Source organism: Janthinobacterium sp. SUN137, from assembly GCF_030587265.1.
Classification (GTDB): domain Bacteria; phylum Pseudomonadota; class Gammaproteobacteria; order Burkholderiales; family Burkholderiaceae_D; genus Janthinobacterium; species Janthinobacterium kumbetense.
Genome location: NZ_JAPWHZ010000001.1, coordinates 1,445,853 through 1,471,354 on the forward strand (window position 1 = coordinate 1,445,853; position 25,502 = coordinate 1,471,354).

A 25,502-nucleotide genomic window follows, 5' to 3' on the forward strand; every position below is an offset into this window, starting at 1 on the left:
ACATATGCATTTATCCGAACTAAAGGCCCTACACGTATCCGCCCTGCTTGAGATGGCGATCGGTCTTGACATTGACAACGCAGCCCGCTTGCGCAAACAGGAGCTGATGTTCGCTATCCTGAAAAAACGCGCCAAGTCCGGCGAACAGATTTTTGGCGACGGCGCCCTGGAAGTGCTGCCTGACGGCTTCGGCTTCCTGCGCTCGCCCGACGCCAGCTACATGGCGTCCACCGACGACATTTACATCTCCCCTTCGCAAATCCGCCGCTTCAATCTGCACACCGGCGATTCGATCGAAGGCGAGGTACGGACCCCGAAAGATGGCGAACGCTATTTCGCATTGGTCAAAGTCGACAAGGTCAACGGCGAATCGCCGGAGATGTCGAAACACCGCATCCTGTTTGAAAACCTGACGCCGCTGCACCCGAACGAGCCGCTGCGCCTGGAACGTGAAATGAATGGCCAGGAAAACATCACCGGCCGCATCATCGACCTGATCGCCCCGATCGGCAAAGGCCAGCGCGGCTTGCTGGTGGCGTCGCCGAAATCCGGTAAATCCGTGATCCTGCAGCACATCGCCCATGCGATCACGGCAAATCACCCGGACATCACCCTGATCGTGCTGCTGATCGACGAACGTCCGGAAGAAGTTACCGAAATGCAACGTTCGGTACGCGGCGAAGTCGTCGCCTCGACCTTCGACGAGCCGGCCACGCGCCACGTGCAAGTGGCCGAGATGGTGCTGGAAAAAGCCAAGCGCCTGGTCGAAATGAAAAAAGACGTCGTGATCCTGCTGGACTCGATCACCCGCCTGGCACGCGCCTACAACACCGTGATCCCTGCCTCGGGCAAGGTCCTGACCGGTGGTGTCGACGCGAATGCGCTGCAACGTCCAAAACGCTTCTTCGGCGCCGCGCGCAATATCGAAGAAGGCGGCTCGCTGACCATCATCGCCACGGCGCTGATCGAAACGGGTTCGCGCATGGATGACGTGATCTTTGAAGAATTCAAGGGTACCGGCAACATGGAAGTGCATCTGGAACGCCGTTTGGCTGAAAAACGTGTCTATCCGGCAATTAACCTGAACAAATCGGGTACCCGCCGCGAAGAATTGCTGATCAAGCCGAACGAATTGCAAAAAATCTGGATTTTGCGCAAGTTGCTGTACTCGATGGACGAGATCGAGGCGATGGAGTTCATTCTGGACAAGATGAAGGCGACGAAAAATAACGCCGAATTCTTCGACATGATGCGCCGAGGGGGGTAAACCTACTGCGCGTCCCGCTCTACGGCCTGTGTTGCTCGCTGTACCTTCGTACAGCTGCGCTACTCGGCCGTATATCGGGCCTGCTCGCTACGGTTTCCCTCCCCTCGGTGGCACATTTCCGTGCACTACCGGCCCAAGCCGCTCCCTGAGCGGCTTTTTTATTGCCGTCCGCCGGAAAGCGCTATATAATCGACGGTTGCATTATTTTAAACCCTGGCAAGTGATCGGCAATCGGGTCAAGAAGCAGGACGACCGACGAAGTGCTGTTTGGCTACCAAACTAGAGAGAAGACCATGAAAGTCGATACCCATCCAGAATACCGCGAAGTTGTTTTCCACGATCTGTCGTGCGATTTCAAATTCGTTACCCGCTCGACCATCCAAACCCGCGAAAAAATCACCCACGACGGTAAAGAATACCCACTGGTGAAGATCGAGGTTTCGGCTGAATCGCACCCATTCTTCACGGGCAAGCACAAAATCGTCGATACCGCCGGTCGCGTCGAGAAGTTCCGTCAGAAGTTCGGTTCGGTTGGTTCGAAAACCGCAGTCGCAGCAGGCTAATTTTTGCCGCTTTGCGGCAAAAAAGGGCAGCTTCGGCTACCAGAGAAAAGGCAGCTACGGCTGCCTTTTTTGTCTTTGGCCGCTTTACTTTATACTCGCGCATACCCGACGCCATTCGTCGCGTCTTGCCACTATTCTGATACCGATTATCGATGAAGCCAGTCCGCCTTCCCGCCGCCGCCACACTCGCGCTGCCACGATGGGCCTTGTTTGCGCTTGGCCTGCTGTACATCCTGCCTGGCCTGATTGGCCGCGAACCGTGGAAGAACGATGATGCCGCCAGTTTCGGCATCATGTGGACCATGGCGCATGGCGGCCTAAACGACTGGCTGTGGCCCAACGTGGCCGGCCTGTCGCTGCCCGATGAAGGTCCGCTGGCCTTCTGGCTGGGTGCCATTTTCATCAAGCTGTTCGGCTGGGTCGACGGCGACGTCTTTGGCGCGCGCATGTCGACCATCGGCATCTTTGTCGTCAGCACCCTGTCCGTCTGGTACACCGCCTTCAACCTGGGCCGCCGCAGCGATGCCCAGCCGCTGCGCCTGGCCTTCGGCGGCCAGCCCGAGCCGGACGACTTCGGCCGCACCCTGGCCGATGCCGCCGTGCTCATCTACCTGGGTTGCCTGGGCCTGCTGCAGCACAGCCACGACATCACGGCCGAAGCGCTGTACGTGTCCCTGATGGCCTATTTGCTGTACCGCGCCGTGCGCTACATGGAAGGCCCGTCCGTGCGCAATGCAGCCCTGCTGGGCCTGGCGATGGGCGGCCTGGCCCTGGCGCGCGGCTGGATCACACCGGCGGCGCTGAGCATCGCCTTGCTGCTGTGCACTATCTTCCTGCGCCTGCCGTTGCTGCGCAGCATACGCCACCTGGCGCTGGCCATCCTGATCGGCATCGCGCTGACCCTCGTCTGGCTGTTGCCGGGCGAATGGCTGCTGCCGTACGGCCATTCGCCGCTGCACGCCTGGATGGAGTGGAATTGCCGCCAGTTCAGCGCTCCAAGCCTGAAAAGCGTGCAGTATTTCTTGCGTGTCGGCATCTGGTTCTTCTGGCCCGCATGGCCTTTCGCCGCCTGGGCCGTGTACGCCTGGCGCCGCCAGCACCACGTGCTGCACATCGTCGTGCCGCTGACTTTTGTTGCAATGCTAGCAATATTGGGCCTGTGCCACCCCGATCCCGACCCGAGCCAGTTGCTGCCCCTGCTGCCGCCGCTGGCCGTCATGGCCGCGTTTGGCTTGCTGACCATGAAGCGCGGCGCCATCAACGCCATCGACTGGTTCTCCGTAATGGTGCTGACCATCTGCGCCCTCGCGCTGTGGCTGTTCTGGTTCGCCATCCTGACGGGCTGGCCGCCAAAACTGGCGCACAACGCCCTGAAACTGATGCCAGGCTTCAAGCCCGAGCTGGACTTGCTGGCCTTTTTCGTGGCCGCCTGCGTCAGCGCGGGCTGGGTGGCGCTGGTGCACTGGCGCATCTCGCGCCAGCCGGCCGTGCTGTGGCGCGCCGTGGTGCTGTCGTCCGGCGGCCTGATCCTGATCTGGGTGCTGATCATGACCCTGTTCCTGCCGCCGCTAAACTACAGCAAGAGCTACGCCAGCGTGGCACACCAGATTTCCGTCCACCTGCCGCCGGGCAGCAAGTGCATCAACAGCAACGTCGGCGCGGCCCAGCGCGCCTCGTTCGCCTACTTCGGCCACTTGCCGTTTGCCAGCGTGGGGCAGCAGGAATGCGATGTGTTCCTGTTGCAAGACAGCATCAAGGTTCCCGACAGCAAGGAACAATTGCCCGAGCACCACGGCGCGGACTGGATCAAGCTGTGGGAAGGGCGCCGCCCCACGGATGACGTGGAACGCTTCCGCCTGTACCAGCGCGTCAGGTAAGCAGCAAAAAAACCGGGCCTGGCCCGGTTTTTTTATGTCCGCAAGCCAAACACTGCCGACAGCAAAAGTGTTGCCTTTAAATATAGTTAATTACCTAAATTGAACTAGAATTGCTTTTTATATTATAATGATGGCTTGCGCGATGGCGGTGTCTTGCTTTCCCGCCCTATTCGTCCCCCAATTCACCATAAGGCTGTCCATGAAAAAATTTGCCACACGTACCTTGCCGCTCATCAGCGCCGCCCTGTTCGCCTTCTCCTTCAGCGCCTCGGCCCAGGCCACCGTGATTGACCTCGGCGTCGCCAACGGCTACTCGGCCTTCATCTTCGGCAACATCGGCAGCAGCAACGCCAGCGGCTTTACCAGCGTCAGCGGCAGCCTGGCCGCCGGCGGCAATATCTATCTGGAAGGCTACAGCGTCGGCACCAACAAGAAGCCGGGCAGCGCCGCCAACACGCTGGTCGCAGGTAACAACCTGAACATCGGCGGCGGCAGCATCAACGGTACGGGCGTGTATGGCGTGAGCAATGCCAACGGCACCGTGACGGCGCCATCGTGGTACCCAACGGGCACCTTCAGCAAGGGCAATGCTTCCACCCTGGACTTCGCAGCTGCCCAACAGCAACTGACGACCCTGTCGGGCGATGTGGCCAAGCTGCAATCGAACGGCACCGTGATTTCGCAATACGGCGGCTTCAAGCTGGTAGGCGACATCAACGCCGACGTCAACGTCTTCACGATCAATGCAAACGACCTGCATAACCTGAGCCTGGACGTCTCGTCGCTGAAAAGCACGGCCAGCATCATCATCAACGGCACCGCCACCAACATCACCATGAGCGGCGGCTTCGACAATTTCGGCAGCTTTGCCGACCGTACGCTGCTGAACTTCGCCAATGCCACCACCACCAGCCTGAACAACGTTGGCATCAACGGCAGCATCCTGGCGCCGAACAGCGCCTTTTCCGGTTCGGGCAGCATGAACGGCACCCTGGTCGCCAATTCGGTCAGCTCGATCAATTATGGCCACGTCTCGATGAACGGCGCCGGCTTCAACACGGTGAGCGTCTCGGCCGTGCCGGAACCAGGCACCTACGCCATGCTGCTGGCCGGCCTGGGCTTGCTGGCCTTCGTGCGCCGCCGCACGCCAGCGCGCACACCGCAAGCCGCGATGGCCTGAGCTTTACGCTGAATCCATAAAAAACACCGGGCCGCGCGAGCGTCCCGGTGTTTTTTTATGCGCGGGCAAAAAGATTTAGTCCCCGCTCAGCCCCAGATCCGTCGCCACCTGCTTGCGCAACAGGTATTTCTGGATCTTGCCCGTCACCGTCATGGGGAATTCCTCGACGAAACGCACGTAGCGGGGAATCTTGTAATAGGCGATCTGCCCATCGCAAAAGGCGCGGATGTCGTCGCTGGTGGCCTGCGTGCCCGGACGCAAGATGATGCAGGCGCATAACTCTTCACCATACTTGGCATCCGGCACGCCCACGCATTGCACGTCGAGCACGCTGGGGTGGCGGTACAGGAATTCCTCGACCTCGCGCGGATAGATGTTTTCGCCGCCACGGATGACCATGTCCTTCGAGCGGCCGACGATGCTGCAAAAGCCGTTGGCGTCGATCACGGCCAGGTCGCCCGTGTGCATCCAGCGCGCCGCATCGATGGCCTCGCTGGTTTTTTCTGGATCGCCCCAGTAACCCTGCATCACGGAATAGCCGCGCGTGAGCAATTCGCCCTTTTCGCCGCGCGGCACGATGCGCCCTTCCGCATCGACGATTTTCACTTCCAGGTGCGGATGGACCCTGCCGATCGACGACACGCGCATTTCGCGCGGGTCTTCGATCGCCGTCTGGAAACTGACGGGCGACGTTTCCGTCATGCCATACGCAATCGTGATTTCCGCCATGTGCATCAATTCGATGACCCGCGTCATGACTTCCATCGGGCAGGGCGAACCGGCCATGATGCCGGTGCGCAAATTCGACAGGTCGTATTGCTTGAAATCAGGATGGTCGAGGATGGCGATGAACATGGTCGGCACGCCGTGCAGCCCCGTGCAGCGCTCGGCCTGCACGGTGTCCAGCACGGCTTTCGGGTCGAAGCCTTCGCCGGGAAACACCATGGCCGCGCCATGCGTGACGCAGGCCAGGTTGCCCAGCACCATGCCGAAGCAGTGGTACAGGGGCACGGGAATGCACAAGCGGTCCTGTTGCGTCAGGCGCATGGCTTCGCCGATGAAGAAACCGTTGTTCAGGATATTGTGGTGCGTCAAGGTGGCGCCCTTCGGCGCGCCCGTGGTGCCGGACGTGAACTGAATGTTGACGGCGTCGTCAAACTGCAAGGTCGCGCTCACTTCTTCCAGGTGCGCCAGGTCGGCGTCGGTAATGCCGTCCATCAAGGCGTCGAAGTTGTGCATGCCGGGAGTGGCGGCCGCGCCCAGGCGGATGACGTGGCGCAATTGCGGCAAGCGCGGCGACTGCAGGGCGCCCGCGCGCGAACGGGCGATTTCCGGCACCACGTCTTGCACGATGGCCAGGTAATCGCTGGACTTGAAGCTGGGTGACAGGATCAGCGCGCTGCATTGCACCTTGTCGAGCACGTATTCGAGTTCCGAACGCCGGTAGGCGGGGTTGATGTTGACCATGATCAAGCCAGCTTTCGCCGTGGCAAACTGCGTCAGCACCCATTCGGCGCAGTTTTGCGACCAGATGCCGACCCGGTCGCCCGGCTGCAAGCCCAGCTTCAGCAAGCCGGCGGCCAGGCGGTGCACGCGCTGCTGGAATTCCAGATACGTCCAGCGCACGTTCTGGTGCGCCACGATCAGGGCGTCGTGCTGGCCGTAGCGGGCGGCGATGCCATCGAGGTAAGCGCCTATCGTTTCGCCGATCAACGGCGTCTCGTGGGCGCCGTGTACATAACTCATTGCTTGCATGCTGTCTCCAGGGTAATGGCGCGACGCGCTCTTCTTATGGTCATCGACTACAAAAATTATAGCCGCAACCGCCCCCGCCCTGCACCGGCTTGCTGTAATGTGCAGGCCAGCACACCCGACATTCACGGCACCATGACAGGCAACACGCAGCACCCGCCCGAACAGGGCTTCATCCTGACCCGCCACTGGCGCGACACGCCCGCCGGCACGGAGGTCGATTTCTGGCTGGCAACGGATGCCGGGCCCCGCCACGTGCGCCTACCCGTGCAGACGGCCGTCGCCTTCCTTCCCATGGAGCAACAGGAACAGGCGCAACAGCTGCTGCGCGGCGAGCGCCACGCGGAACTGCGTCCCCTGTCGCTGTGCGATTTCCACCATCGCCCCGTGCTGGGACTGTACTGCAAGCAATACCGGCATTTGCTGAAGCTGGAAAAGCAGCTGCGCGCGCACGGCATCGACGTGTATGAAGCGGACATCCGCCCGCCCGAGCGCTATCTGATGGAGCGTTTTATTACGGCGCCGGTGACATTCAGCGGAGAAACACTGCAGGAAGTGCAGCTGAAACCGGCAGCCGGCTACCGTCCCGCATTAAAACTGGTGTCGCTCGATATCGAGACGACGGCGCATGGCGAGCTGTATTCGCTGGCCCTAGAAGGCTGCGGCCAGCGCCAGGTCTACATGCTGGGCCCGCCAAACGGCGTCGACGGGGAACGCGACTTCGACCTCGAATACTGCGACTCGCGCGCACAGATCCTCGACCGCCTGAACACGTGGATGGAGCGCCACGATCCGGACGCCATCATCGGCTGGAACCTGGTGCAGTTCGACTTGCGCGTGCTCAAGCAACATGCTGAGCGTTATCAAGTCCCGTTGAGGTTGGGACGGGGCGGCGCCGTGATGGAATGGCGCGAACATGGCGGCAAGCAGGAACACTATTTTGCGGCCGCCGCGGGCCGGCTGATCATCGACGGCATCGAAGCGTTAAAATCGGCGACGTGGAATTTTTCCTCATTCAGCCTGGAAAACGTGGCGCAGACCTTGTTGGGCGAAGGCAAGTCCATCGACAATCCCTACCAGCGCATGGCCGAGATCGACCGGCGTTTCCGCGAAGACAAGCCGGCGCTGGCCCGCTACAACCTCAAGGATTGCGAGCTGGTCACGCGCATCTTCGCCAAGACCGAGCTGCTGACCTTCTTGCTGGAACGGGCCAGCGTGACGGGCCTGGCGGCCGACCGCAGCGGCGGCTCCGTGGCCGCCTTCGAACATTTGTACTTGCCGCTGATGCACCGGCAGGGTTACGTGGCGCCCAACCTGGGCGATATTTCCGGCGAAAACAGCCCCGGCGGCTTCGTCATGGATTCGCAGTCAGGCCTGTACGATTCCGTGCTCGTGCTCGACTACAAAAGCCTGTACCCGTCCATCATCCGCACTTTCCTCATCGATCCCGTCGGCCTGGTGGTGGGCACCAGCGGCGACGAGGCCGACACCGTGCCCGGCTACCGGGGCGCGCAGTTTTCAAGGGTCAAACATTGCCTGCCGGCCATCGTGAAACAGGTGTGGCAGGGCCGCGAGATAGCCAAGCGCGAGCGCAACGCGCCGCTGTCGCAAGCCTTGAAAATCATCATGAACGCGTTTTACGGCGTGCTGGGCTCCAGCGGCTGCCGCTTTTTCGACCCGCGCCTCGCTTCGTCGATCACCCTGCGCGGCCACGACATCATGCACCGCACGCGAGAATTGATCACGGAACAGGGTTATCAGGTGATCTACGGCGACACGGATTCCACCTTCGTGTGGCTGAAAACGGCACATACGGATGAAGAGGCGGGCAAGATCGGCCGCGCCCTGGTGACGCATGTGAACGCCTGGTGGGACCAGCATCTGCGCGAGGAATTCGGTCTGGAAAATGCGCTGGAACTGGAATTCGAGACGCATTACCGGCGTTTCCTGATGCCCACCATCCGCGGCTCGGAAGAAGGCAGCAAGAAGCGCTACGCGGGCCTGGTGGGTAAGCCCGACGGCAGCGAGCAGATGGTCTACAAGGGCCTGGAAACGGTGCGCAGCGACTGGACGCCGCTGGCGCAGCAATTCCAGCAAGCCTTGTACTTGCGCATCTTCCAGCGCGACGCCTACCAGGACTATGTGCGCGACTACGTGGCGCGCACCGTGCGCGGCGAATTCGATGCTTTATTGGTCTACCGCAAGCGCCTGCGCCGCCCGCTCGACGATTACCAGCGCAACGTGCCGCCCCACGTGCGCGCGGCGCGCACGGCCGACGCCTACAACCTGGCGCAGGGCCGGCCGCTGCAGTACCAGAACGGCGGCTGGATCAGCTATGTCATCACGGTGGCGGGGCCGGAACCGCTGGAAACGCAGCGCTCGCCCATCGACTACCACCATTACCTGACGCGCCAGCTGCAGCCGGTGGCCGACGCGATATTGCCCTTCCTGGGCGATGATTTTTCGCGCCTCGTGTCCGGGCAGCAGGATTTGTTTTAGATCAATTTTACTGACCAGCATGACAAAGCTGAGGTAATATCGGCGCCTGCCGGGCTTATCTGCCCCAGCCCAACAGGCGCTGTGCGCCGCGGCAGCGTAAAATACGCCATGGCGAAAGAATAAGAGCTGCACGAAGAAGAAGATGCCATTCCAGACGAGAATCGTTCGCAACAGGATTTTCCAGGCTGAAATGGCGCATAATTTCACACTATGTTGAACCAGCGGGCGGCGCGTTTAGCCGTCTGCCCCGCTAATTTTTGAATGAATTGATACCATGACCGAGATCACGTCCTTAAGAGACATCCCGCAAAAAAATATCTTCCGCAAGGGCGACACCTTTGTGCTGTTCGGCGAGCTGTTCGGCCGCGGCTATGTAAATGGCTTGCTGGACGAAGCGCGCAAGGCGGGCATGAATATCGTCGGCATGACGGTCGGCCGCCGCGATGAAAACATGGCGCTGCGCCCGCTGAACGCGGAAGAGCTGGCCGAAGCCGAAGCCAACCTGGGAGGCCGCATCATCAATGTGCCGCTGATGGCCGGTTTCGACCTGGACGCGCCAGCCGGCGAACCGACCCCGACGGCCCTGCTGGCCGACATGACCCTGAAAAGCTGGCAAGAAGACAAGCTGGACTGGGCGCAGATCGAACGCTGCCGCGAAGCCGGCATCGCCCGCTTCAGCGCTTCCGTGGCGAAAGCCATGGCCGAACTGGACAGTCTGATTCCTGACGGCAGCAATGTGTATTTCGCCCACACCATGGCTGGCGGCATTCCGAAGGTCAAGGTCTTCCTGGCGATTGCCAACCGCATCTACAAAGGCCGCGGCGAGCGCTTCATGTCCTCGCGCGCCCTGCTCGACAGCGACCTGGGCAAGCTGATCCTGATGAACTTCGACGAAGTCACGGCCAACACGCTGCAACACCTGATCGACGGCAGCGCCGCCATCCGCGCCCGCATCGAGCAGACGGGCGGCCAGGTGCGCTACAGCGCCTACGGCTACCACGGCACGGAGATCTTGATCGACGGCAAGTACCAGTGGCAAACGTACAGCAACTACACGCAAGGCCTGGCCAAGATGCGCCTGGAAAACGTGGCCAAGGCCGCGTGGGAAAAAGGCATCAAGGCGACCGTCTTCAACTGTCCGGAAATCCGCACGAATTCGTCCGACATTTTCGTCGGCGTGGAACTGTCGCTGTTCCCCCTGCTCGACGCGTTGAAAAAAGAAGGCGGCGCAGCCTGGGCCGAAGAGCAATGGAAAATCTGCCAGGGCTTGCTGGAAGACGGCGTTTCGCTGCAAGACTTGCTCGACCGTATCGCCGCCTACAACGGCGACGCCACCAGCGTGCAGTTCCGCAACTTCGCCGCCTGGCCGATGGACAACACGCCAGAGCTGGCCGAGGTCATGATCGGTACCTCGGACGACATCACCAAGCTGCACAAGGACCGCAAGGAACTGATCACCGACCACCTGAGCTCGCTGGTCCTGGAAGGCACGGGCCCGCTGATGTTCCACGCCATGTCGGAGCCGCAAGCGCCCGTCGTCTGGCTCAACCACGACATCATCGCGCGCCAGCTGAACTCCGTGCATAACTGATTCCAGCATCGCCGCAGCCTGACCACGCCGTCCCCGGTTCGCGCCCGGGACGGCGTTTTTCATGCAAGGGCAGCGCCCGATTAATGGGCTAAACCGTTTGCCAAGCGAAAAACTTGCCGTATCGCGATAAATCAGTGATAATGCGTCTCGCGTTGCCGGGATGGCGGAATAGGTAGACGCACGGGACTCAAAATCCCGCGCTGGAAACAGCGTGCCGGTTCGATTCCGGCTCCCGGCACCACCAGACATTGCAGTACCAGAAAACAACCACTCATTCTCAGGATCGGGTGGTTTTTTTTCGCCTGATTTTCCACACTTTCACCGCCCCCTCCGTGTCAAATGCGCACCCTGTGCACCCAACTTGCTAGTCACGCGCCGCAGCACCGGCCGCGCAGGCCCTGCAAACGGTAAAAATGGAGTATTTCATACTGTCAAGAAAATCTTGCATTGCAATAAAAAGATGTGGCTCAAAAGTAAATTAATTTATAGCCAATATTTCATTTTGCCGGAGCAAGCGGCATACTAAAGCCTCAGGCCCTCGCCCACTTTACGGCTCACGTCTGGGCATGCAAGCTGCCGTCATGCCTCGCCGTACGGGATGCTCAATGTCCATAAATTTTTCGATCCTACCTTCCGGTGCCTATGAACTCCCTCTCTGAACTTGCGTCCGCCACGAAGCACAATGACTTCGCCTATTTTCGTGAACTCAATGCGCGGCTGGGAACCCTCAAGGCGGCCAACTATGATGTGGCGTCAAAATGCAATTTGCGTTGCGAGGGCTGCCTGTTTTTCGAAGGCGAGGAAAACGAAGGACACGAAGACAGCCGTTCGCTTGCCGAATGGGATGCCCTGTTTGCCGCCGATGCGGCGCGTGGCGTCACGCTGGCCTACATGGCGGGCGCGGAACCGAGCCTGGTGCCCGACCGGCTGCGTGCGGCCCAAAAATACATCCCGCATGGCATTGTGTTTACCAATGGCACGATACGCTTGCCCGACGATATCTTTTATCGCATCCATATCTCTTCCTGGGGGGTCGATGAAATCGGCAGTTCATTGCGCGCCGGCGACGTGCTGACCAAGGCGATGAACAATTACCGCGACGACCCGCGTGCCGTTTGCGTGTTTACCATTACCTCCCTGAATATCAATCAGATCATGATCATGGCAGAGCTTGCCAACAGTCACGGCTTGCCGCTCACCTTCAGCTATTTCAGCCCCACCACCCGCTATCTGGACAAGCTGGAAAACAAGGCCGATAACGACAAGGCGTATTTCCGCATCAGCAGTGCCACGCAAAGCCTGGCCCTGACGCAAGCCGATTTTGCCCATGCACGCGCGGAAATTGTGCGCGCCATGCTGGCCTATCCGGAAACGGTGCAATACTCCCTGCACTATGACGACTGGGTCACGGGCGACAAGCTCTATGACATCGATCCCGTCACCAAGATCGCCAGGAACTGCGGTTTCCGCGTCACCAAGCAAGTGCATGTGCATGTCGATCATCAACCGGGCAAGGGCAAGTGCTGCAGTTCGAATATCGATTGCAGCAACTGCCGCGCATATGCGATGGGACAATCGACCTATCTGTCACGTATCCGTGAAGCCGTCAGAAAACCGGAAGAGCTCGCCAAATGGCTGGAAGTGCGGGAAATCTGGGCCAAGCTGTTTTTGAACGCCAACAACTCGGCCAAGGCCCCCCTGTAATACGATGAGTTTTACCTCGTACTGGTTTGCCTTCGCCTTCCTGCCCCTGTCCGCGTATGGCTATCGCCAATTGCTGTCGACAAGCCATTTCAAGCTGCTGCTGCCGCTGCTGATCTCGCTGGCCTTTTATTACCTCAACGATGCGCACAACCTGCTGCTGTTTTGTGCGTCGATGGGCGCCAACTGGCTGCTTGCGGGCGTCATCGGCAGGAGCCGCGGGAAAACCCGCTACCTGGCGCTGGCCATTGCGGGCAATTTATGTTTTCTCGCGTTTTATAAATATGCGACATTCTTCACCGTGCCCGGCACGGCGATTCCCGCTTTGCCACTGGGCATCTCGTATTTTACATTTACGCAAATCGCCTTCCTGGTCGATACGGCGCGGGGGCAGGCCCGCGGCACCAATCCGCTCGAATACGCGCTCTTCGTGGCCTGGTTTCCCCACTTGCCTGCCGGCCCCCTGCTGTCGCACAAGGACATGCTGCCGCAATTCCTGGGCGTGCCGGGCACGTCGTCGGCCTTGCATCCGGCGCCGCGCGACTATGCCGTCGGCCTCACCCTGTTTGCCATGGGCCTGTTCAAGAAATCCTGCGTCGCACCCATTTTTCACCACGCCCAGGGCGATGTTTTCCTGCGCGCAGGGCAAGGCGACCCCATCGGCCTCATCGAGACCTGGATCGCCTGCCTGGGTTTCCTGTTTGAAACATACTATGATTTTTGCGGCTATTCGGAAATGGCCATGGGCATCAGCCGCATGTTCGGCATCCACCTGCCCGTCAATTTCCATGCCCCGTTCAAGTCGTCCAGCCCGGTCGAATTCTGGACGCGCTGGCATGTGACCCTGGGTGCCTTCATGCGCGACTACCTGTATCGGCCCCTGACCAGGAAACGCCAGGTATGGCGGCATTACGCAGCCCTGTTCGTGGTGATGATGGCTGTCGCCATCTGGCATGGCGCCACCATTCCACTGCTGATCTTTGGCGTTTACCAAGGACTGCTCGTCACGGGCAACCACGCCTTGCGGCGCTGGAATCTGGTGTCGCGCAAGGGCGGCAAGCTGCAGCACTGGGCTGGCAGGACCTTCACGCTGGCGGCCATCGGCTTTTCCGTCAGCCTGTGGGCCACGCCCGACTGGCAGGAGGCACGGCACGTCATTCTCGGCTTGCTGGGTGCCGGACAGGCAAGCGCCTGGCCTGGAGGTTTTTTCGGCATCACCGCCATCCTCGCCGCCGTGGCATTTAACTGGTCTGCCCCCTCCCTGATCGACCTGATGGCGAAAGAACTCCCCGCCTGGAGCGTGCAACTGAAAAAATCCACGACCAGCTCGTTGGCCTGGAAACCCAGCCTGGCGTGGGCGGTAGCAGTCGCCGTCGCGCTGTGCCTGGCGCTCATCAATTTGTCCGCTGTCAAAGAGTTCAAATATGCAGGGTTTTAATCAAGACATCCCCATCGCGCGCTTTTTCGCCTGCGTTTTTTTCATTGCGCTCGGATTCGCGCTCCTTATTGCCGGACTCGTTTTTATCGTCGATCCCTATGCCATCTGGCGGCACCAGTCGAGCCATAAGATCAATACCATCAGACTGGAGATTCCTAACAGCAGCCAGACAAGCGCGGCTGTATTGCGCAGCACGCTGAACCCGCCTGACGTGTTGATTCTTGGTTCTTCCCGGGTACGGCGTGGTTTCAACGAAACGCTCGCCTCCAGCTTATACGGCGGCAACGTTCAAGTGGCTGGCATCGATGCCCTGCCGCTATCAACAGCCAGGGATCTGTTTTTCATCCTTAGCCAAGAGGCACGCATTCGAAGGCTGTATTTGGAAGTCAATTACCTCACATCCAATGCCTGCGAAACGAAAGATGAAAATGCGGTGACAAAAAATGAGCTCGACCCGCCATTTCATTATCTGTCGCCCGAAAATGCCGTCATATACAGCCTAAGAACGCTGAAAATAAATCTGTTCCCTCCGCGCTCCTTCGACAGCTATTTTGACAAACAAGGACGTTACTATGACGATCCTGCCAAAGGGGCTACACGTGCAGGGGGAGCGCAAGCACATGAGTCGCGCTTTAAGCAGCTCTTCAAGACGATTGCAAGCGCTTGTCAAAATCATGCAAACAATGCCGCCGATATCAGGGATTTGACGGCCATCTTCCATCTCGCGCAAACCAGGCAGATAGAAGTTATTTTGCTGATTTTGCCTGTTAGCGAAAAATGGCAAACACGTATCCGCCAGGCCGGACTCGTGCCTCAAGCCGCGCAGTGGAAAAGGGAGGTCACCTTGCTCGCATCGCAATTCCATGTGCCTTTGCTTGACTATGAGCTGCGTAACGATGAAAGTGACCAATCTGACAATACCCCTCCTTCCATGCCCATGTTTTGGGATGAAACGCACTTCTCAAACCGCCTGGGCGACCAGCTGTTACACGATATGCTGGACGCCAGCGGCCGCTCTTCCATCCGGCCAAAAATCCCCTAACACCGCAGCCTGCCCTCCAGGCCTGCCTTCACCGCCGCCCACCCCGTATCGATAATGCTGAAACGCACGGAATTGCGCTTGCTCCCTCCGCCTATCCAAACGGCCGCACGCCAAACAGCACGCCGTGCAGCCAGAACGCCAGCAGCAGCCACAGCGCGCAGCCCGCGCCGACGGCGATCAGAGTGCCTGCCATGGTGCCGCCCTCGTACGCCACGCCGGCCGCGCGGTCGCGTTGCACGGCGGCATACAGATCGACTGACGACCAGACGAGAAAGCCGCCGAACAGCAGCACGTCAGCCACATTGCCGTTGGCCAGCAGATGCGCCACCGCCCAGAATTGCGTGCCCAGCAGCATGGGGTGGTGCACCAGGGTCTTGATATGGTTGCGCGGCACATTGGCCGCCGCCAATAAAATCAGCGAGAACAGCATCAGCAGGCCGCTGGCGTGGCGCAAACCCATGGGCGGCGTCCACAGCACTTGCGGCTGCTGGCGCGCCAGGGCGTAGCCCCAGATGATCAGGCCCAGCCCCACGAACGCCACGAGCGAATACAGGCCCTTCCAGCGCTTTTCGCCAAGGCGCGCCAGCTGGGCGCTGCGCCAGCCGTCGGCGACGATGCGCACCGAGTGCAAGCCCAGGAACAGCAGCAAACCGAGTATCAGCACCGTCATCGTCCACTCCCCAGTCCATATCCTCTATCCAGCATACCCGACATCATGGCCGGTGCCGTCCACGCAGATCAACGTTCTTCGCGATAGTAGTCGCAGCCCTCGAACGTGGTCCGCAGCGCCTGCTGCAGCTGGGCGTAGCGCTCGGGCGTCAAATTGAAACGCACGTCGATCTGGCCGTCGTCGTCCATCTGCATGGCGGCCTCGGCATCCATCTGCACGGACAGGCGGTTCGGATGCAGGATCACGGCGTGCATGTGGCCGTACCAGGCAAATTCCTGGCCGCCATATTCGATGTAGGGCTCGTCCATGCCCATGGCCACGTCCTGCTCGTCATACTGGTCGGCGCGCTGCAGCATCAGGTAGACGGGCTCGCCTTTGCCGACTGGCGCGGCCAGGGTGGTGATCAGGGCGTCGTCTTCATTGATGACGGACAACTCGGTGGCGGTAAATCCTGCGGACATGGCGTGCTTTCAACAAATATGGGGATGGCGCCACCATAGCGCAAAAGCGGCACGGACGACATAGGGCGCGATGAATAAAGCCTGCCGTCACGAAAATCCATCGCCGCCTATAATTGCCGCTCCAAACTATTTCTACAGGAGACCGCCTTGACCGCAGCATCGCCCTACACCACCCGCCTGGCCATCCCGTCCATCGCCACCTACCAGCACCTGCGCGTCGCCGCCGGCCTGAGCGCGAAAACCACGGATGCCGCGGCCCGGGGCTTGCCGAATTCCCTGTTTGCTGTGCAAGTGCTGCATGGCGACGAGGTGGTGGGCATGGGCCGCATCATCGGCGATGGCGGCTGTTTCTTCCAGGTCGTCGATATCGCCGTGCTGCCGGCCCACCAGGGCAAGGGATTGGGCAAGCTGATCATGCGCGAAATCCGCCAGTTCATCGATCGCGACGTGCCGGAAAGCGCGTATGTCAGCCTGATCGCCGATGGCCAGGCGCAAGACCTGTATGCGCAGTTCGGTTTCAAGCACACGGCGCCCGCCTCCGTCGGCATGGCGCTGAAGCGCTAGGCGCCCGATGCCGGCCTGGTTGCTGTGCACCATGACGCTGGCGCTGCTGTTGAGCGCCGCCGCCTGGCGCGCCGAGCGCGCGCAGCAAAGGCGCGGGCGCGCGACGCGCTGGCTGTGGCTGGCGGCCATCGCCGCGTCCGCCATCGTGCCCCTGGCATGGCTGCCCGGCGTGCTGGCGGCCATGCCGGCGGAACAGGCGCAGCTGAAACTGGGCTGGTTCATGCTATCGAGCGGCATGCTGCTGCTGCTGGCGCTGCGCAGCGTCTGGCTGCTGTCGCACCAGCGCCGCTGGCAGAAAACATCGTTGCTGGGCACGCCCGTATACTTGAGTGGCGGCATCGGTCCCTGCGTGGCGGGACTGCTGCGGCCGCGCATCGTGATGCCCGTCTGGCTGCGACTGATTTCGTCCCAGCAACAGGCGCTGCTGCTGGCGCACGCCCAATGCCGGCTGGCCGCGCGCGACCCGCAGCTGCTGGCCCTGGCGTACGCCTTGATTATTCTCATGCCGTGGAATGTGCCCCTGTGGTGGCAGCTGCACCGGCTGCGCTTTGCCATCGAAGTCGATTGCGACGCGCGCATGCTGGCGCAGGGCCACGCGCTGCGCGACTATGCCATCGTGCTGCGCCAGCACGGCCAGTATTATTCGGGGCTGACGGGCGCCTCGCCCATCGTGCTGAACGACCCGCGCGCACTGCGCCGGCGCCGCCGCCTGATGGCCAGATTTACCCGGAACCGGGCGGCGAACTTGCTATAGTAGCGGCAACGCCGCGCAATGCGCCCGCGCCACCGGCTTCCCCTTCAGAAATCAGAGAGATACCATGCTTTACCTGCTTGCCATCGTGATCGTCATCGCCCTGCTGTACTACGTCTTCAGCGGCCGCACGCCCGCCAAACCGCTGCACAAGCCGCTCATGTCGGTGCGCCAGTATGTGCCGGCGATTCCTGCGGGCGCACCCGCGCATCACTGGACCGATGAGGGGCGCTTTGCATCGGAAGTGGAAAACGAATCGATGTACCAGCCCGCCATCGCCAAACTGGCCGGCGAGCATGGTCCCGGCAATGCGGAAGAGAAATGCCTGGCCCTGCTCGTCTGCGACGATGCCAACCCGTTCCAGGACAAGGCCATCGCCGTCTTCATCGATGACCAGCTGGTGGGCTACCTCTCGCACAACGACGCGCTGCGCCTGCGCCGCAACCTGGGCCGCATGGATCTGGTGGGCCAGCTGACCTCGTGCGACGCCGTCATCCGCGGCGGCGGACTGTGGAATGGCAAGCGCCTGTCGTATGCCGTCTGGCTGGACTTGCAGCCCTACAACTAAACGCTATCCCGCGCGCGCCAGCCTGACGGCGCGCGTGGCGATAAAGCTGGGCAGGTATTTTTCAATTTCAAAGCGCGGGTGGGGATGCATTTCCTCGTGGTATCCCGCCAGCACGAAGCCCGCCGCCAGCTGGCCGCCGATCTGGCTGTCCAGACCGTGGCCAAAGATCAGTGGCTCGCCCCTTTCCATGCGCGCCGCCAGCGCATCGGCATCCATATCCTCCACATCCGAGTACGGCAGCACGAAACGGGGCCGTATCAAGCCCTGTTTTGCCCATTGCGGGTCGCGGTCGCCGATGAACACGGCCGGGTTGAAGAAACTGCTCAACAGCACGCCAGCGTCCGCCAGCACGCGCGCGCATTCGCGCCACACGGGGGCGATATCGGGCACGTACTGGTTCGACACGGGATGGACGATGACATCGAAGCTGGCGTCGGCGAAGCAGGCCAGGTCGCGCATGTCGCCCTGCACGGTGATTAACTGCAAGCCGTCGCGCTCGGCCACCATGCGGTCTTGCGCCAGTTGCTGCTCAGACAGATCAAAGACGGTCACATGCGCGCCGGCGGCCGCCAGCACGGGCGCCTGTTGCCCGCCGGCACCGGCCAGGCACAGGATGCGCTTGCCACGCACGTCATCCAGCCAGCCGGCCGGCAAGGGGCCGGGCGTCAGGTGGATGAGCCACTGTCCGGCGCGCGCCGCCGCGATGGTGGCGCTGTCGACGGGCTGGGACCAGGGACTGTTCCGGGTCGCCTGGGCATCCCAGGCTTGCTGATTATGCCGCAAGAAGTTGTTACCTAAAGGCATCGTCATCCTTTCAGAAAAAAGCAGGACGCGAATGTAGCATGACGCCCGGCAAGACGTCGCACTTTGCAAAAAAACCACACAATTCCTGATGGAAACTTCTTAGCCCGCACCGCCATTCCCTTGGTGCGGCGAGGCATACGCGCCACTTTTTCGCCTGCGCACGGCTTGCACGACAGAGAAAATAATTACAAATAAGATATTTGTTTCCAGAAATCTGGTAAGGTCATTTGCATCGGCCACCCGCAGCGATGGCCGGCCCCGATCCTGTTTTCAGCGCCACGACGCTCTATTTGCCTGCCCACGATGATACCTGCCAGCGTCCAGCACCTGTTCCACCTTCCCGCCGATCCGGCCCAGCTGCACCATGGCCAGCATGCGCCGGGCCTGGTGCTGCTGTCGCTCGTGATCGCCATTTTCACGTCGTGGATGGCCTTCCAGATGACGGCGTACAGCCGCGCGCAGGCGAGCATCAGCCGCCGCTTGCACTTGCTGTGCCTGCTAGCCGGCAGCCTGGCGCTGGGCTGCGGCGTGTGGGCCATGCATTTCATCGGCATGCTGGCCTTCGAGCTGGGCACCAGCGTCGCCTACGATCCGGGCCTGACCTTGCTATCCATCGTGCCCAGCGTGGCGGCCTCGTTCGTGGCCCTGGCCACCATCAGCCGGCGCGCCGTCACGGCGCCGCTGCTGCTCAGGAGCGGCTTGCTGGTGGGCCTGGGCATCGGCGCCATGCATTACACGGGCATGCACGCCATGCGCATGGGCCTGTCGCTGCGCTACGACCCGCTGCTGTTCGCGCTGTCGCTCGTCGTTGCCGTGGCGCTGGCCACCGTGGCCCTGTGGATACGCTTCGGCCTGCGCGGCTGGAGCGGCCGCGTGTCTGCCTCGCGGCGCACCTTGATCAGCGCCGGCGTCATGGGTTGCGCGATTGCCGGGATGCATTACATGGGCATGCAAGCCGCCCGCTTCGTGGGGACGATTCCCCCAGGCAATGATGCCGATGCCAACCGGCCCATGCTGGTGATCAGCGTGACCTTGCTGACCATCGCCCTGACGATCCTCGTCGCCTCGGCCGTGGGCATCTTGCGCTACCGCGAACTGTTTCGCCACCTGAACCAGAGCGAACACTGGACGCGCTCGCTATTGACGAGCACGGTCGACGGCGTCATCACCATCGACCGGCATGGCGGCATCGTCGACTTCAACGGCGCCGCCGAGCGCATCCTCGGCTGGCGGGCGGCGGAAATTATCGGCCGCCACGTCAGCCTGCTGGTCAGCGACGTGCGCCAGTCGGAACAGCAGGGCCTGCTGCACTACCTGCGCACGGGCGAAGGCGAGGCGGTCCACACCAGCGAGGAAATCGTCTACCTGCGCAAAGATGGGGTCCCGGTCGCCGTGCAGCGCTCGATGGCCAGCGCGCGCCTGGCCGACCAGGATTTATATGTGCTGTTCATTACTGACATCAGCGAACGGCGCGCCATGCTGGCCGCCCTGCGCGAAAGCGAGCAGCAGTTGCGCTCGCTGATCGGCAATCTGCCCGGCATCGCCTTTCGCTGCACCACGGCGGAAAACCAGCCCATGCTGTTCATCAGCGACGGCGTGGAAGGGATCACCGGCTATCCGCCCGCCGACTTTCTCGGCGCGGCGCCCCGCCGCACCATCACGGGCCTGATCGCCAGCGAAGAGCGCGCCTACGTCATCGACGTCTTCAACCGCAGCGTCGCCAGCGGCGAGCCCTACCTGCTCGAATACCGGCTGCTGCATGCGGACGGCACGGCGCGCTGGCTGTGGGAGCGGGGCACCGTCGTGCACGACGCGGCAGGCGCCGTGCGCTGGGTCGACGGCGTCATCCTCGACATCAGCGAACGGCGGCAAATGGAGGAAGACTTGCGCATGGCCAAGGAAAAAGCGGAGCTGGCGGCCGCCACGCGGGCCAGCTTCGTCGCCAACATGAGCCATGAAATCCGCACGCCGATGAATTCCATCCTCGGTTTTACCGATGTGCTGCTCGACTCGCCGCTGGCGCCCGAGCAGCGGCGCCACCTCGATACCGTACGCCAGTCCGGCCGCTCGCTGTTGCGCCTGCTCAACGAAGTGCTCGATACTGCCAAGCTGGACAAGGGCGCCGTGGCGCTGGAATTGCGCGACTACAGCCTGCTGGCGCTGGTCGACGAACTGGCGTCCACGTATGGCATCCATGCGCGCGCCAAGGGCTTGCGCATGGAGGTGCAGTACGACCCGCAACTGCCGGCCATGCTGCATGGCGACGAATTGCGCATGCGGCAAGTGCTGGGCAACCTGCTCGACAACGCCATCAAGTTCACGCCCGGCGGCGTCGTCAGCCTGGCGGCGCGCCGCGACGATGGCCAGCTGCACCTGCTGGTGCAGGACAGCGGCATCGGTATCCCCGCGGAACGTCGCGACGCCATTTTTGACCCGTTCGTGCAAGCGGACGCCTCGACCACGCGGCGCTTCGGCGGCACGGGCCTGGGCACCACCATCAGCCGGCAGCTGGTGACCCTGATGCAGGGGCGCATCTGGGCCGATGCCGCCTTGCCGCACGGCAGCGTGTTCCACGTCATGCTGCCCTTGCTGCCAGCGCGCCAGGCGGCGCTGCCCGCCAGCGAACGGCGCAGCGTGCGCCTGCCGCCCCTGCGCGTGCTGGCCGCCGACGACGTGCCGCAAAACCTGGAACTGCTGAGCTTACTGCTGGGCAAGCGTGGCCACACGGTGGTCACGGCCGGCGATGGCGCGCAAGCCTTGCAACTGGCGCAGCAGGATGACTTCGACGTGCTGCTGCTGGACTTGCAAATGCCGCACATGGATGGCCTGGCCGCCACGCAAGCCATCCGTGCCGCCGCCCTGCGCGACGGACGCCCGCGCGTGCCCGTGATCGCCATGACGGCCAGCGTGCTCGAGGCGCACCGCAAGGCGGCGCGGGCAGCCGGCATGGACGGTTTTGCCACCAAGCCCGTCGAATGGCAGGCGCTGGCGCAGGAAATCGCGCGCGTGCTGGGCCTGGCGGCGGACCCGGCCGACGATAGCCACGCGCCGCCCCCCGCAGGCGGACGGGTGCTGCACCATGCGGGCGCCCTGCAGCGCTGGGCCGGCAACGACAGCGCCTACCGCGCGGCGCTGGCCCGTTTCGGACGCGAGCATCCGCGCCTGCCGCCCGCCCTGCTGGCCGCCATCGAAGCGCGCGACCACGCGGCGCTCTTGTCGCACAGCCACCAACTGCGCGGCGTGGCCGCCAACCTGGGACTGGAGCAACTGGCCGCCAGCCTGGCGGCGCTGGAGCAATGCTGCGCCGGTCCCGGTCCCGGTACCGCCACGGCGCAGCAGCTCGACGAAATCCTGGGCACCCTGCTGACGCAATGGCCGGCGGCAACGGCCGCCATCGCCCGGCTGGCGCCGCCTGCCTTGCCGGCGGCTACGGCGGCGGCCATCGACGCGCCCGCCGTCCGGCAAGCGGCCACTGCCCTGTTAAGCGCCTTGCGGCGCGGCGAACTCGATGACACGGCGCAAGCACAGTTGCAGCACGCCATGGGCGCGCAAGCGGACGCGCTAGCGCCGCTGCTGCATGCCATCGACGACTTTGATTTCCCCAAAGCACAGTCGCTGCTGCACGACTTGCTGCACACCTACGCCCCGGAGTCCCCATGAATGCACCAGCCAGGCCCGTGATTCTCATCGTCGACGATGAGGCGGCCAATTTGCAATTGCTGCGCCAGATCTTGCAGAACGACTATGCGCTGCTGTTCGCCAAGGATGGCGCGCGGGCGCTGGCACTGGCGCAGCAGGAGCGCCCGGCCCTGATCCTGCTCGACGTGATGATGCCCGGCATGAGCGGCCACGACGCCTGCCGCCAGTTGAAGGCCACGCCGCTGACGGCCGCCATCCCCGTCATTTTCGTCACGGCACTGAACGACATGCGCGACGAACTGAGCGGCTTTGAAGCGGGTGCCGTCGATTACATCACCAAGCCGCTCAGCCCCGCCATCGTGCGCGCCCGCGTGCGCACGCACCTGTCGCTGGTGCGCATCGATGAATTGAAGGAAACGCGGCTGCAGATCGTCCAGCGCCTGGGCCTGGCGGCCGAATACAAGGACAATGAAACAGGCTTGCACGTGATCCGCATGAGCCATTACGCGCGCCTGCTGGGCGTGGCCGCCGGCATGGACGAGGCCGCCGCGGACGACCTGCTGCACGCGGCGCCCATGCACGACGTGGGCAAGATCGGCATCCCCGACCGCATCCTGCAAAAGCCGGGCAAGCTCGACGCGGACGAATGGACCATCATGCAGACGCACGCGCGCATCGGCGGCGACATCATCGGCGAACATGCGGAAGGCGGCATGCTGGCGCTGGCGCGCGCCATCGCCGTGTCGCACCATGAAAAATGGGATGGCAGCGGTTACCCGAACGGCTTGGCAGGCGAAGCGATCCCGCTGGCGGGGCGCATCGTCGCCGTGGCCGACGTGTTCGACGCGCTGACCTCGGTGCGCCCGTACAAGCGCGCGTGGTCGGTGTCGGACGCCGTGGGCTATCTGCAGGCGCAACAGGGCAGCCATTTCGATGCGCGGCTGGTCGACCTGTTTGTCGGGGAATTGCCCGCCATCGACGCCATCCGGCTGCGCTGGGCAGAGAAAGCGGAACACCACGCGTCCGCTTGAAGAGTGAACTCCCGCCACGGCCAGCGTTGTTGCGTCACACAAGCAAGTGCCGGACAGATGGCGCCGGCGCCGATGCAGACCACTGGAGGGGCCAGGAGTTCAATGCCATTATGGCTGGCGGCGGGGCAGGCATTTTGATGCACATCAAACAGCTTGCACTTTCCTGGCTGCGCACTTGCAGATGGCCCTGGCCTCTCTTTTTTTGACTTACATCAAGCCCAGCATAAGAAAAACCCCGGCCAGCACGGCAATGCTGGACTTGCCCGTGTTGCCGTTCTAGCCTTGTTGCCATCCTGACTACCGAGTGACAACATGGCTTACAAATCCATCCTCGTCCACGCCGACCTGTCGCGCCATGCGCCGCAGCGCATCGCCATCGCGGCGCGGCTGGCGCACGCGCACCAGGCGCACCTGATCGGCGCCGCCATGACGGGCATGTCGCGCTTTACCCTGGAAAACAACCGCGGCATGCGCGGCGGTGCCGTGGCGGCGCAGATTTCAGCCTTGCATGGGCAGGCGGAACAGGCGCTCGACCAGTTCGAGACGCTGGCGCGCCAGGCCGGCGCCGCCTCGCTCGAGCGGCGCCTGATCGAAGACGACGAGGATGGCGGCATGGCCGTCAGCGCCCGCTACAGCGATCTGACGGTGCTGAGCCAGCACGACGACAGCGAAGCCTTGCCCGGCGCCATGAGCGACCTGGTGCCCTACGTGATGCTGAACGCGGCCCGTCCCGTGCTGATCGTGCCGCGCAGCGGCCAGTTCGCACAAGTGGACAACACGGTCGTGGTGGCCTGGGATGGCAGCATGGAAGCGACGCGCGCCATCGGCCACGCCTTGCCCCTCTTGCGCGCGGCGCGCCTGGTGGTGCTGGCCCTGCTGCACCCGCCGGTCGGCCACGCGCAGCCGGCGCGCCATCCGGGCGCCGACATCGCCGCCTACCTGAGCCGCCATGGCGTGCCCGTGGAAGTGCGCCCGGCCGTCGCCACGGGCGACATCGGCGCGGCGCTGCTGGCCATGGCCGCCGAAGTGCATGCGGACTTGCTGGTGATGGGCGGCTACGGCCACGCGCGCTTCCGCGAAATCCTGCTGGGCGGCGTGACGGAAACCGTGCTGCGCCAGATGACCTTGCCGGTGCTGATGGCGCACTGACACCAAGCGCGCTCCATGTCGTTGCACAATGGGTATACTTGCCTGTTTATCCATATCAAAGCAATGTACATGAACCAACAACTCCTCAATTGGGGCAATAGCCTGGTGCCGTTCGGCGGCGAACTGCTGTGGACCGCCCTGCCGTGGATGCTGCTGTGCAGCGCGGCCGGCTTCGTGCTGGCGCTCGGCATCTGCTACCAGCTGGCCAGAAAATGCCTGCTGGTGCGCCGTCCCCGCGCCTGGCATGTGGCCGCCAAGCTCAGCTATGTACTGATCCTGCTCGCGCTGCCGCTCCTCGGTGCCGGGTTTGGCGCCGTGCACAGCGTGCACCGCGTGGTCAACCAGGCCCTCGAGCGCGACTTGCAGCCCGTGGTCGAGGCGCAGATGCCGGCGCTGCGCGTCTACCTGGAACAGCAGGTCAAGCTGATCGCCCCGGGCCAGCCCATCAGCGTGCGCAGCCTGCTCGAACCGTTCGTGCAAGGCATGTATTACCAGCCCACGTCCGGCAGCTACTGGGAACGCAGCAAGGCGCGCTGGATCAATGAATTCATTCTGCGCCGCGGCAGCGTGCTGCTGACGCAGGTGCTGCAGGAACAGCTGATCGCCAGGGTCGGCCTGCTCGGCGAAGCGCTCAAGGGCGCCAACTTCCGTGGCCAGGCAACGGGCGAGCTGGCCGCGCTGGGCACCGACCTGGCCGTGCGCCTGACCACCGACGTGGCCCGCCATGCCGACTTCAGCAAACTCGACAAGTCAGTGCCGATGATTTTCATCGACGCCATCAAACGGCAAGCCGGCGCCTATTTCAATTCGCTCAAGATCACGCTGGGCCTGTTCGCGCTGGCGGCGCTGCTGCTGGTATGGGGCGAGATCATGCTGTACCGCCATTACTACCTGCGCCGCCATCCGCCCGCCGCGGCCCTGCCCGTGCCGCCCATGTAAAAAAAGCCGCGCCTCC

Annotated in this window: 20 protein-coding genes and 1 tRNA gene; 17 read left to right on the plus strand and 4 right to left on the minus strand. The window is 62.5% G+C overall.

The genetic code is table 11. From position 1 onward, the window contains the following. The first annotated feature begins 4 nt into the window (after positions 1–4). The 4 genes from rho to O3298_RS06595 all read left to right on the plus strand — a co-directional run bounded on the left by rho (position 5) and on the right by O3298_RS06595 (position 4,887). Positions 5–1,267 carry a transcription termination factor Rho gene (rho, locus tag O3298_RS06580; RefSeq protein WP_034746249.1) on the plus strand — a complete coding sequence of 421 codons (1,263 nt, stop codon included), beginning with the start codon at positions 5–7 and terminating at the stop codon, positions 1,265–1,267. A gap of 293 nt (positions 1,268–1,560) precedes the next feature. Then, complete coding sequence (locus O3298_RS06585) at positions 1,561–1,830, plus strand: type B 50S ribosomal protein L31 (RefSeq protein ID WP_034746247.1); 270 nt, start codon at positions 1,561–1,563, stop codon at positions 1,828–1,830. A gap of 152 nt (positions 1,831–1,982) precedes the next feature. Further along, the gene (locus O3298_RS06590) at positions 1,983–3,707 is read left to right on the plus strand and encodes a glycosyltransferase family 39 protein (RefSeq protein WP_305058813.1); all 1,725 of its coding nucleotides are present in this window, start codon (positions 1,983–1,985) and stop codon (positions 3,705–3,707) included. 199 nt (positions 3,708–3,906) lie between these two features. Next, positions 3,907–4,887, plus strand: a complete 981-nt coding sequence (locus O3298_RS06595) for a choice-of-anchor A family protein (protein ID WP_305058814.1) — start codon at positions 3,907–3,909, stop codon at positions 4,885–4,887. Positions 4,888–4,962: 75 nt separating this feature from the next. On the opposite strand, the gene O3298_RS06600 is transcribed toward O3298_RS06595, so the two are convergent. Further along, positions 4,963–6,642 (minus strand): AMP-binding protein, encoded by a 1,680-nt coding sequence (locus O3298_RS06600; protein ID WP_289900186.1) that lies wholly within the window; start codon positions 6,640–6,642, stop codon positions 4,963–4,965. 132 nt (positions 6,643–6,774) lie between these two features. Between O3298_RS06600 and O3298_RS06605 the strand changes: the two genes are divergently transcribed. From O3298_RS06605 to O3298_RS06630, 6 genes are all read left to right on the plus strand, one after another. Next, positions 6,775–9,138, plus strand: coding sequence for a DNA polymerase II (locus O3298_RS06605; RefSeq protein ID WP_305058815.1), 2,364 nt, complete (start codon positions 6,775–6,777; stop codon positions 9,136–9,138). A gap of 274 nt (positions 9,139–9,412) precedes the next feature. Then, positions 9,413–10,729, plus strand: coding sequence for a hypothetical protein (locus tag O3298_RS06610; RefSeq protein WP_152282894.1), 1,317 nt, complete (start codon positions 9,413–9,415; stop codon positions 10,727–10,729). A gap of 154 nt (positions 10,730–10,883) precedes the next feature. Next, positions 10,884–10,970, plus strand: a tRNA-Leu gene (locus O3298_RS06615). A gap of 401 nt (positions 10,971–11,371) precedes the next feature. Further along, a complete protein-coding gene (locus tag O3298_RS06620) occupies positions 11,372–12,433 on the plus strand; it encodes a radical SAM protein (protein ID WP_305057338.1) in 1,062 nt (353 codons plus the stop codon). 4 nt (positions 12,434–12,437) lie between these two features. After that, entirely contained in the window at positions 12,438–13,868 is a 1,431-nt protein-coding gene (locus O3298_RS06625) for an MBOAT family protein (protein WP_305058816.1), read from the plus strand. Next, positions 13,855–14,910, plus strand: coding sequence for a hypothetical protein (locus O3298_RS06630; protein ID WP_289917518.1), 1,056 nt, complete (start codon positions 13,855–13,857; stop codon positions 14,908–14,910). The genes O3298_RS06625 and O3298_RS06630 overlap by 14 nt, the downstream gene beginning before the upstream one ends. 91 nt (positions 14,911–15,001) lie before the next feature. Here the strand turns inward: O3298_RS06630 and O3298_RS06635 are convergent, their stop codons facing one another. Together O3298_RS06635 and O3298_RS06640 are read right to left on the minus strand one after the other, a co-directional pair. Next, positions 15,002–15,580: an NnrU family protein gene (locus O3298_RS06635; protein WP_289917519.1), complete on the minus strand. Its 579-nt coding sequence runs from the start codon at positions 15,578–15,580 to the stop codon at positions 15,002–15,004. 68 nt (positions 15,581–15,648) lie between these two features. Further along, entirely contained in the window at positions 15,649–16,041 is a 393-nt protein-coding gene (locus O3298_RS06640; RefSeq protein ID WP_289917520.1) for an Imm10 family immunity protein, read from the minus strand. A gap of 147 nt (positions 16,042–16,188) precedes the next feature. On the opposite strand from O3298_RS06640, the gene O3298_RS06645 reads away from it, so the two are divergent. From O3298_RS06645 to O3298_RS06655, 3 genes are all read left to right on the plus strand, one after another. Continuing rightward, complete coding sequence (locus O3298_RS06645; protein ID WP_289917522.1) at positions 16,189–16,605, plus strand: GNAT family N-acetyltransferase; 417 nt, start codon at positions 16,189–16,191, stop codon at positions 16,603–16,605. Between the two features lie 7 nt (positions 16,606–16,612). Continuing rightward, positions 16,613–17,359 carry a M56 family metallopeptidase gene (locus tag O3298_RS06650; RefSeq protein WP_305057335.1) on the plus strand — a complete coding sequence of 249 codons (747 nt, stop codon included), beginning with the start codon at positions 16,613–16,615 and terminating at the stop codon, positions 17,357–17,359. A 64-nt stretch (positions 17,360–17,423) separates the two neighbouring features. Continuing rightward, positions 17,424–17,924, plus strand: coding sequence for a hypothetical protein (locus tag O3298_RS06655; protein ID WP_305058817.1), 501 nt, complete (start codon positions 17,424–17,426; stop codon positions 17,922–17,924). Positions 17,925–17,927: 3 nt separating this feature from the next. Here O3298_RS06655 and O3298_RS06660 read toward each other — a convergent pair whose 3' ends face one another. Further along, positions 17,928–18,734 carry a class I SAM-dependent methyltransferase gene (locus tag O3298_RS06660; RefSeq protein ID WP_305058818.1) on the minus strand — a complete coding sequence of 269 codons (807 nt, stop codon included), beginning with the start codon at positions 18,732–18,734 and terminating at the stop codon, positions 17,928–17,930. 297 nt (positions 18,735–19,031) lie between these two features. Between O3298_RS06660 and O3298_RS06665 the strand changes: the two genes are divergently transcribed. From O3298_RS06665 to O3298_RS06680, 4 genes are all read left to right on the plus strand, one after another. Beyond that, entirely contained in the window at positions 19,032–22,388 is a 3,357-nt protein-coding gene (locus O3298_RS06665) for an MHYT domain-containing protein (RefSeq protein ID WP_305058819.1), read from the plus strand. Further along, entirely contained in the window at positions 22,385–23,398 is a 1,014-nt protein-coding gene (locus O3298_RS06670; protein ID WP_305058820.1) for a two-component system response regulator, read from the plus strand. The genes O3298_RS06665 and O3298_RS06670 overlap by 4 nt, the downstream gene beginning before the upstream one ends. Positions 23,399–23,710: 312 nt before the next feature. Beyond that, a complete protein-coding gene (locus tag O3298_RS06675; protein ID WP_099666390.1) occupies positions 23,711–24,547 on the plus strand; it encodes a universal stress protein in 837 nt (278 codons plus the stop codon). A 69-nt stretch (positions 24,548–24,616) separates the two neighbouring features. Further along, positions 24,617–25,486: a hypothetical protein gene (locus O3298_RS06680; RefSeq protein WP_305058821.1), complete on the plus strand. Its 870-nt coding sequence runs from the start codon at positions 24,617–24,619 to the stop codon at positions 25,484–25,486. Positions 25,487–25,502: the final 16 nt, after the last annotated feature.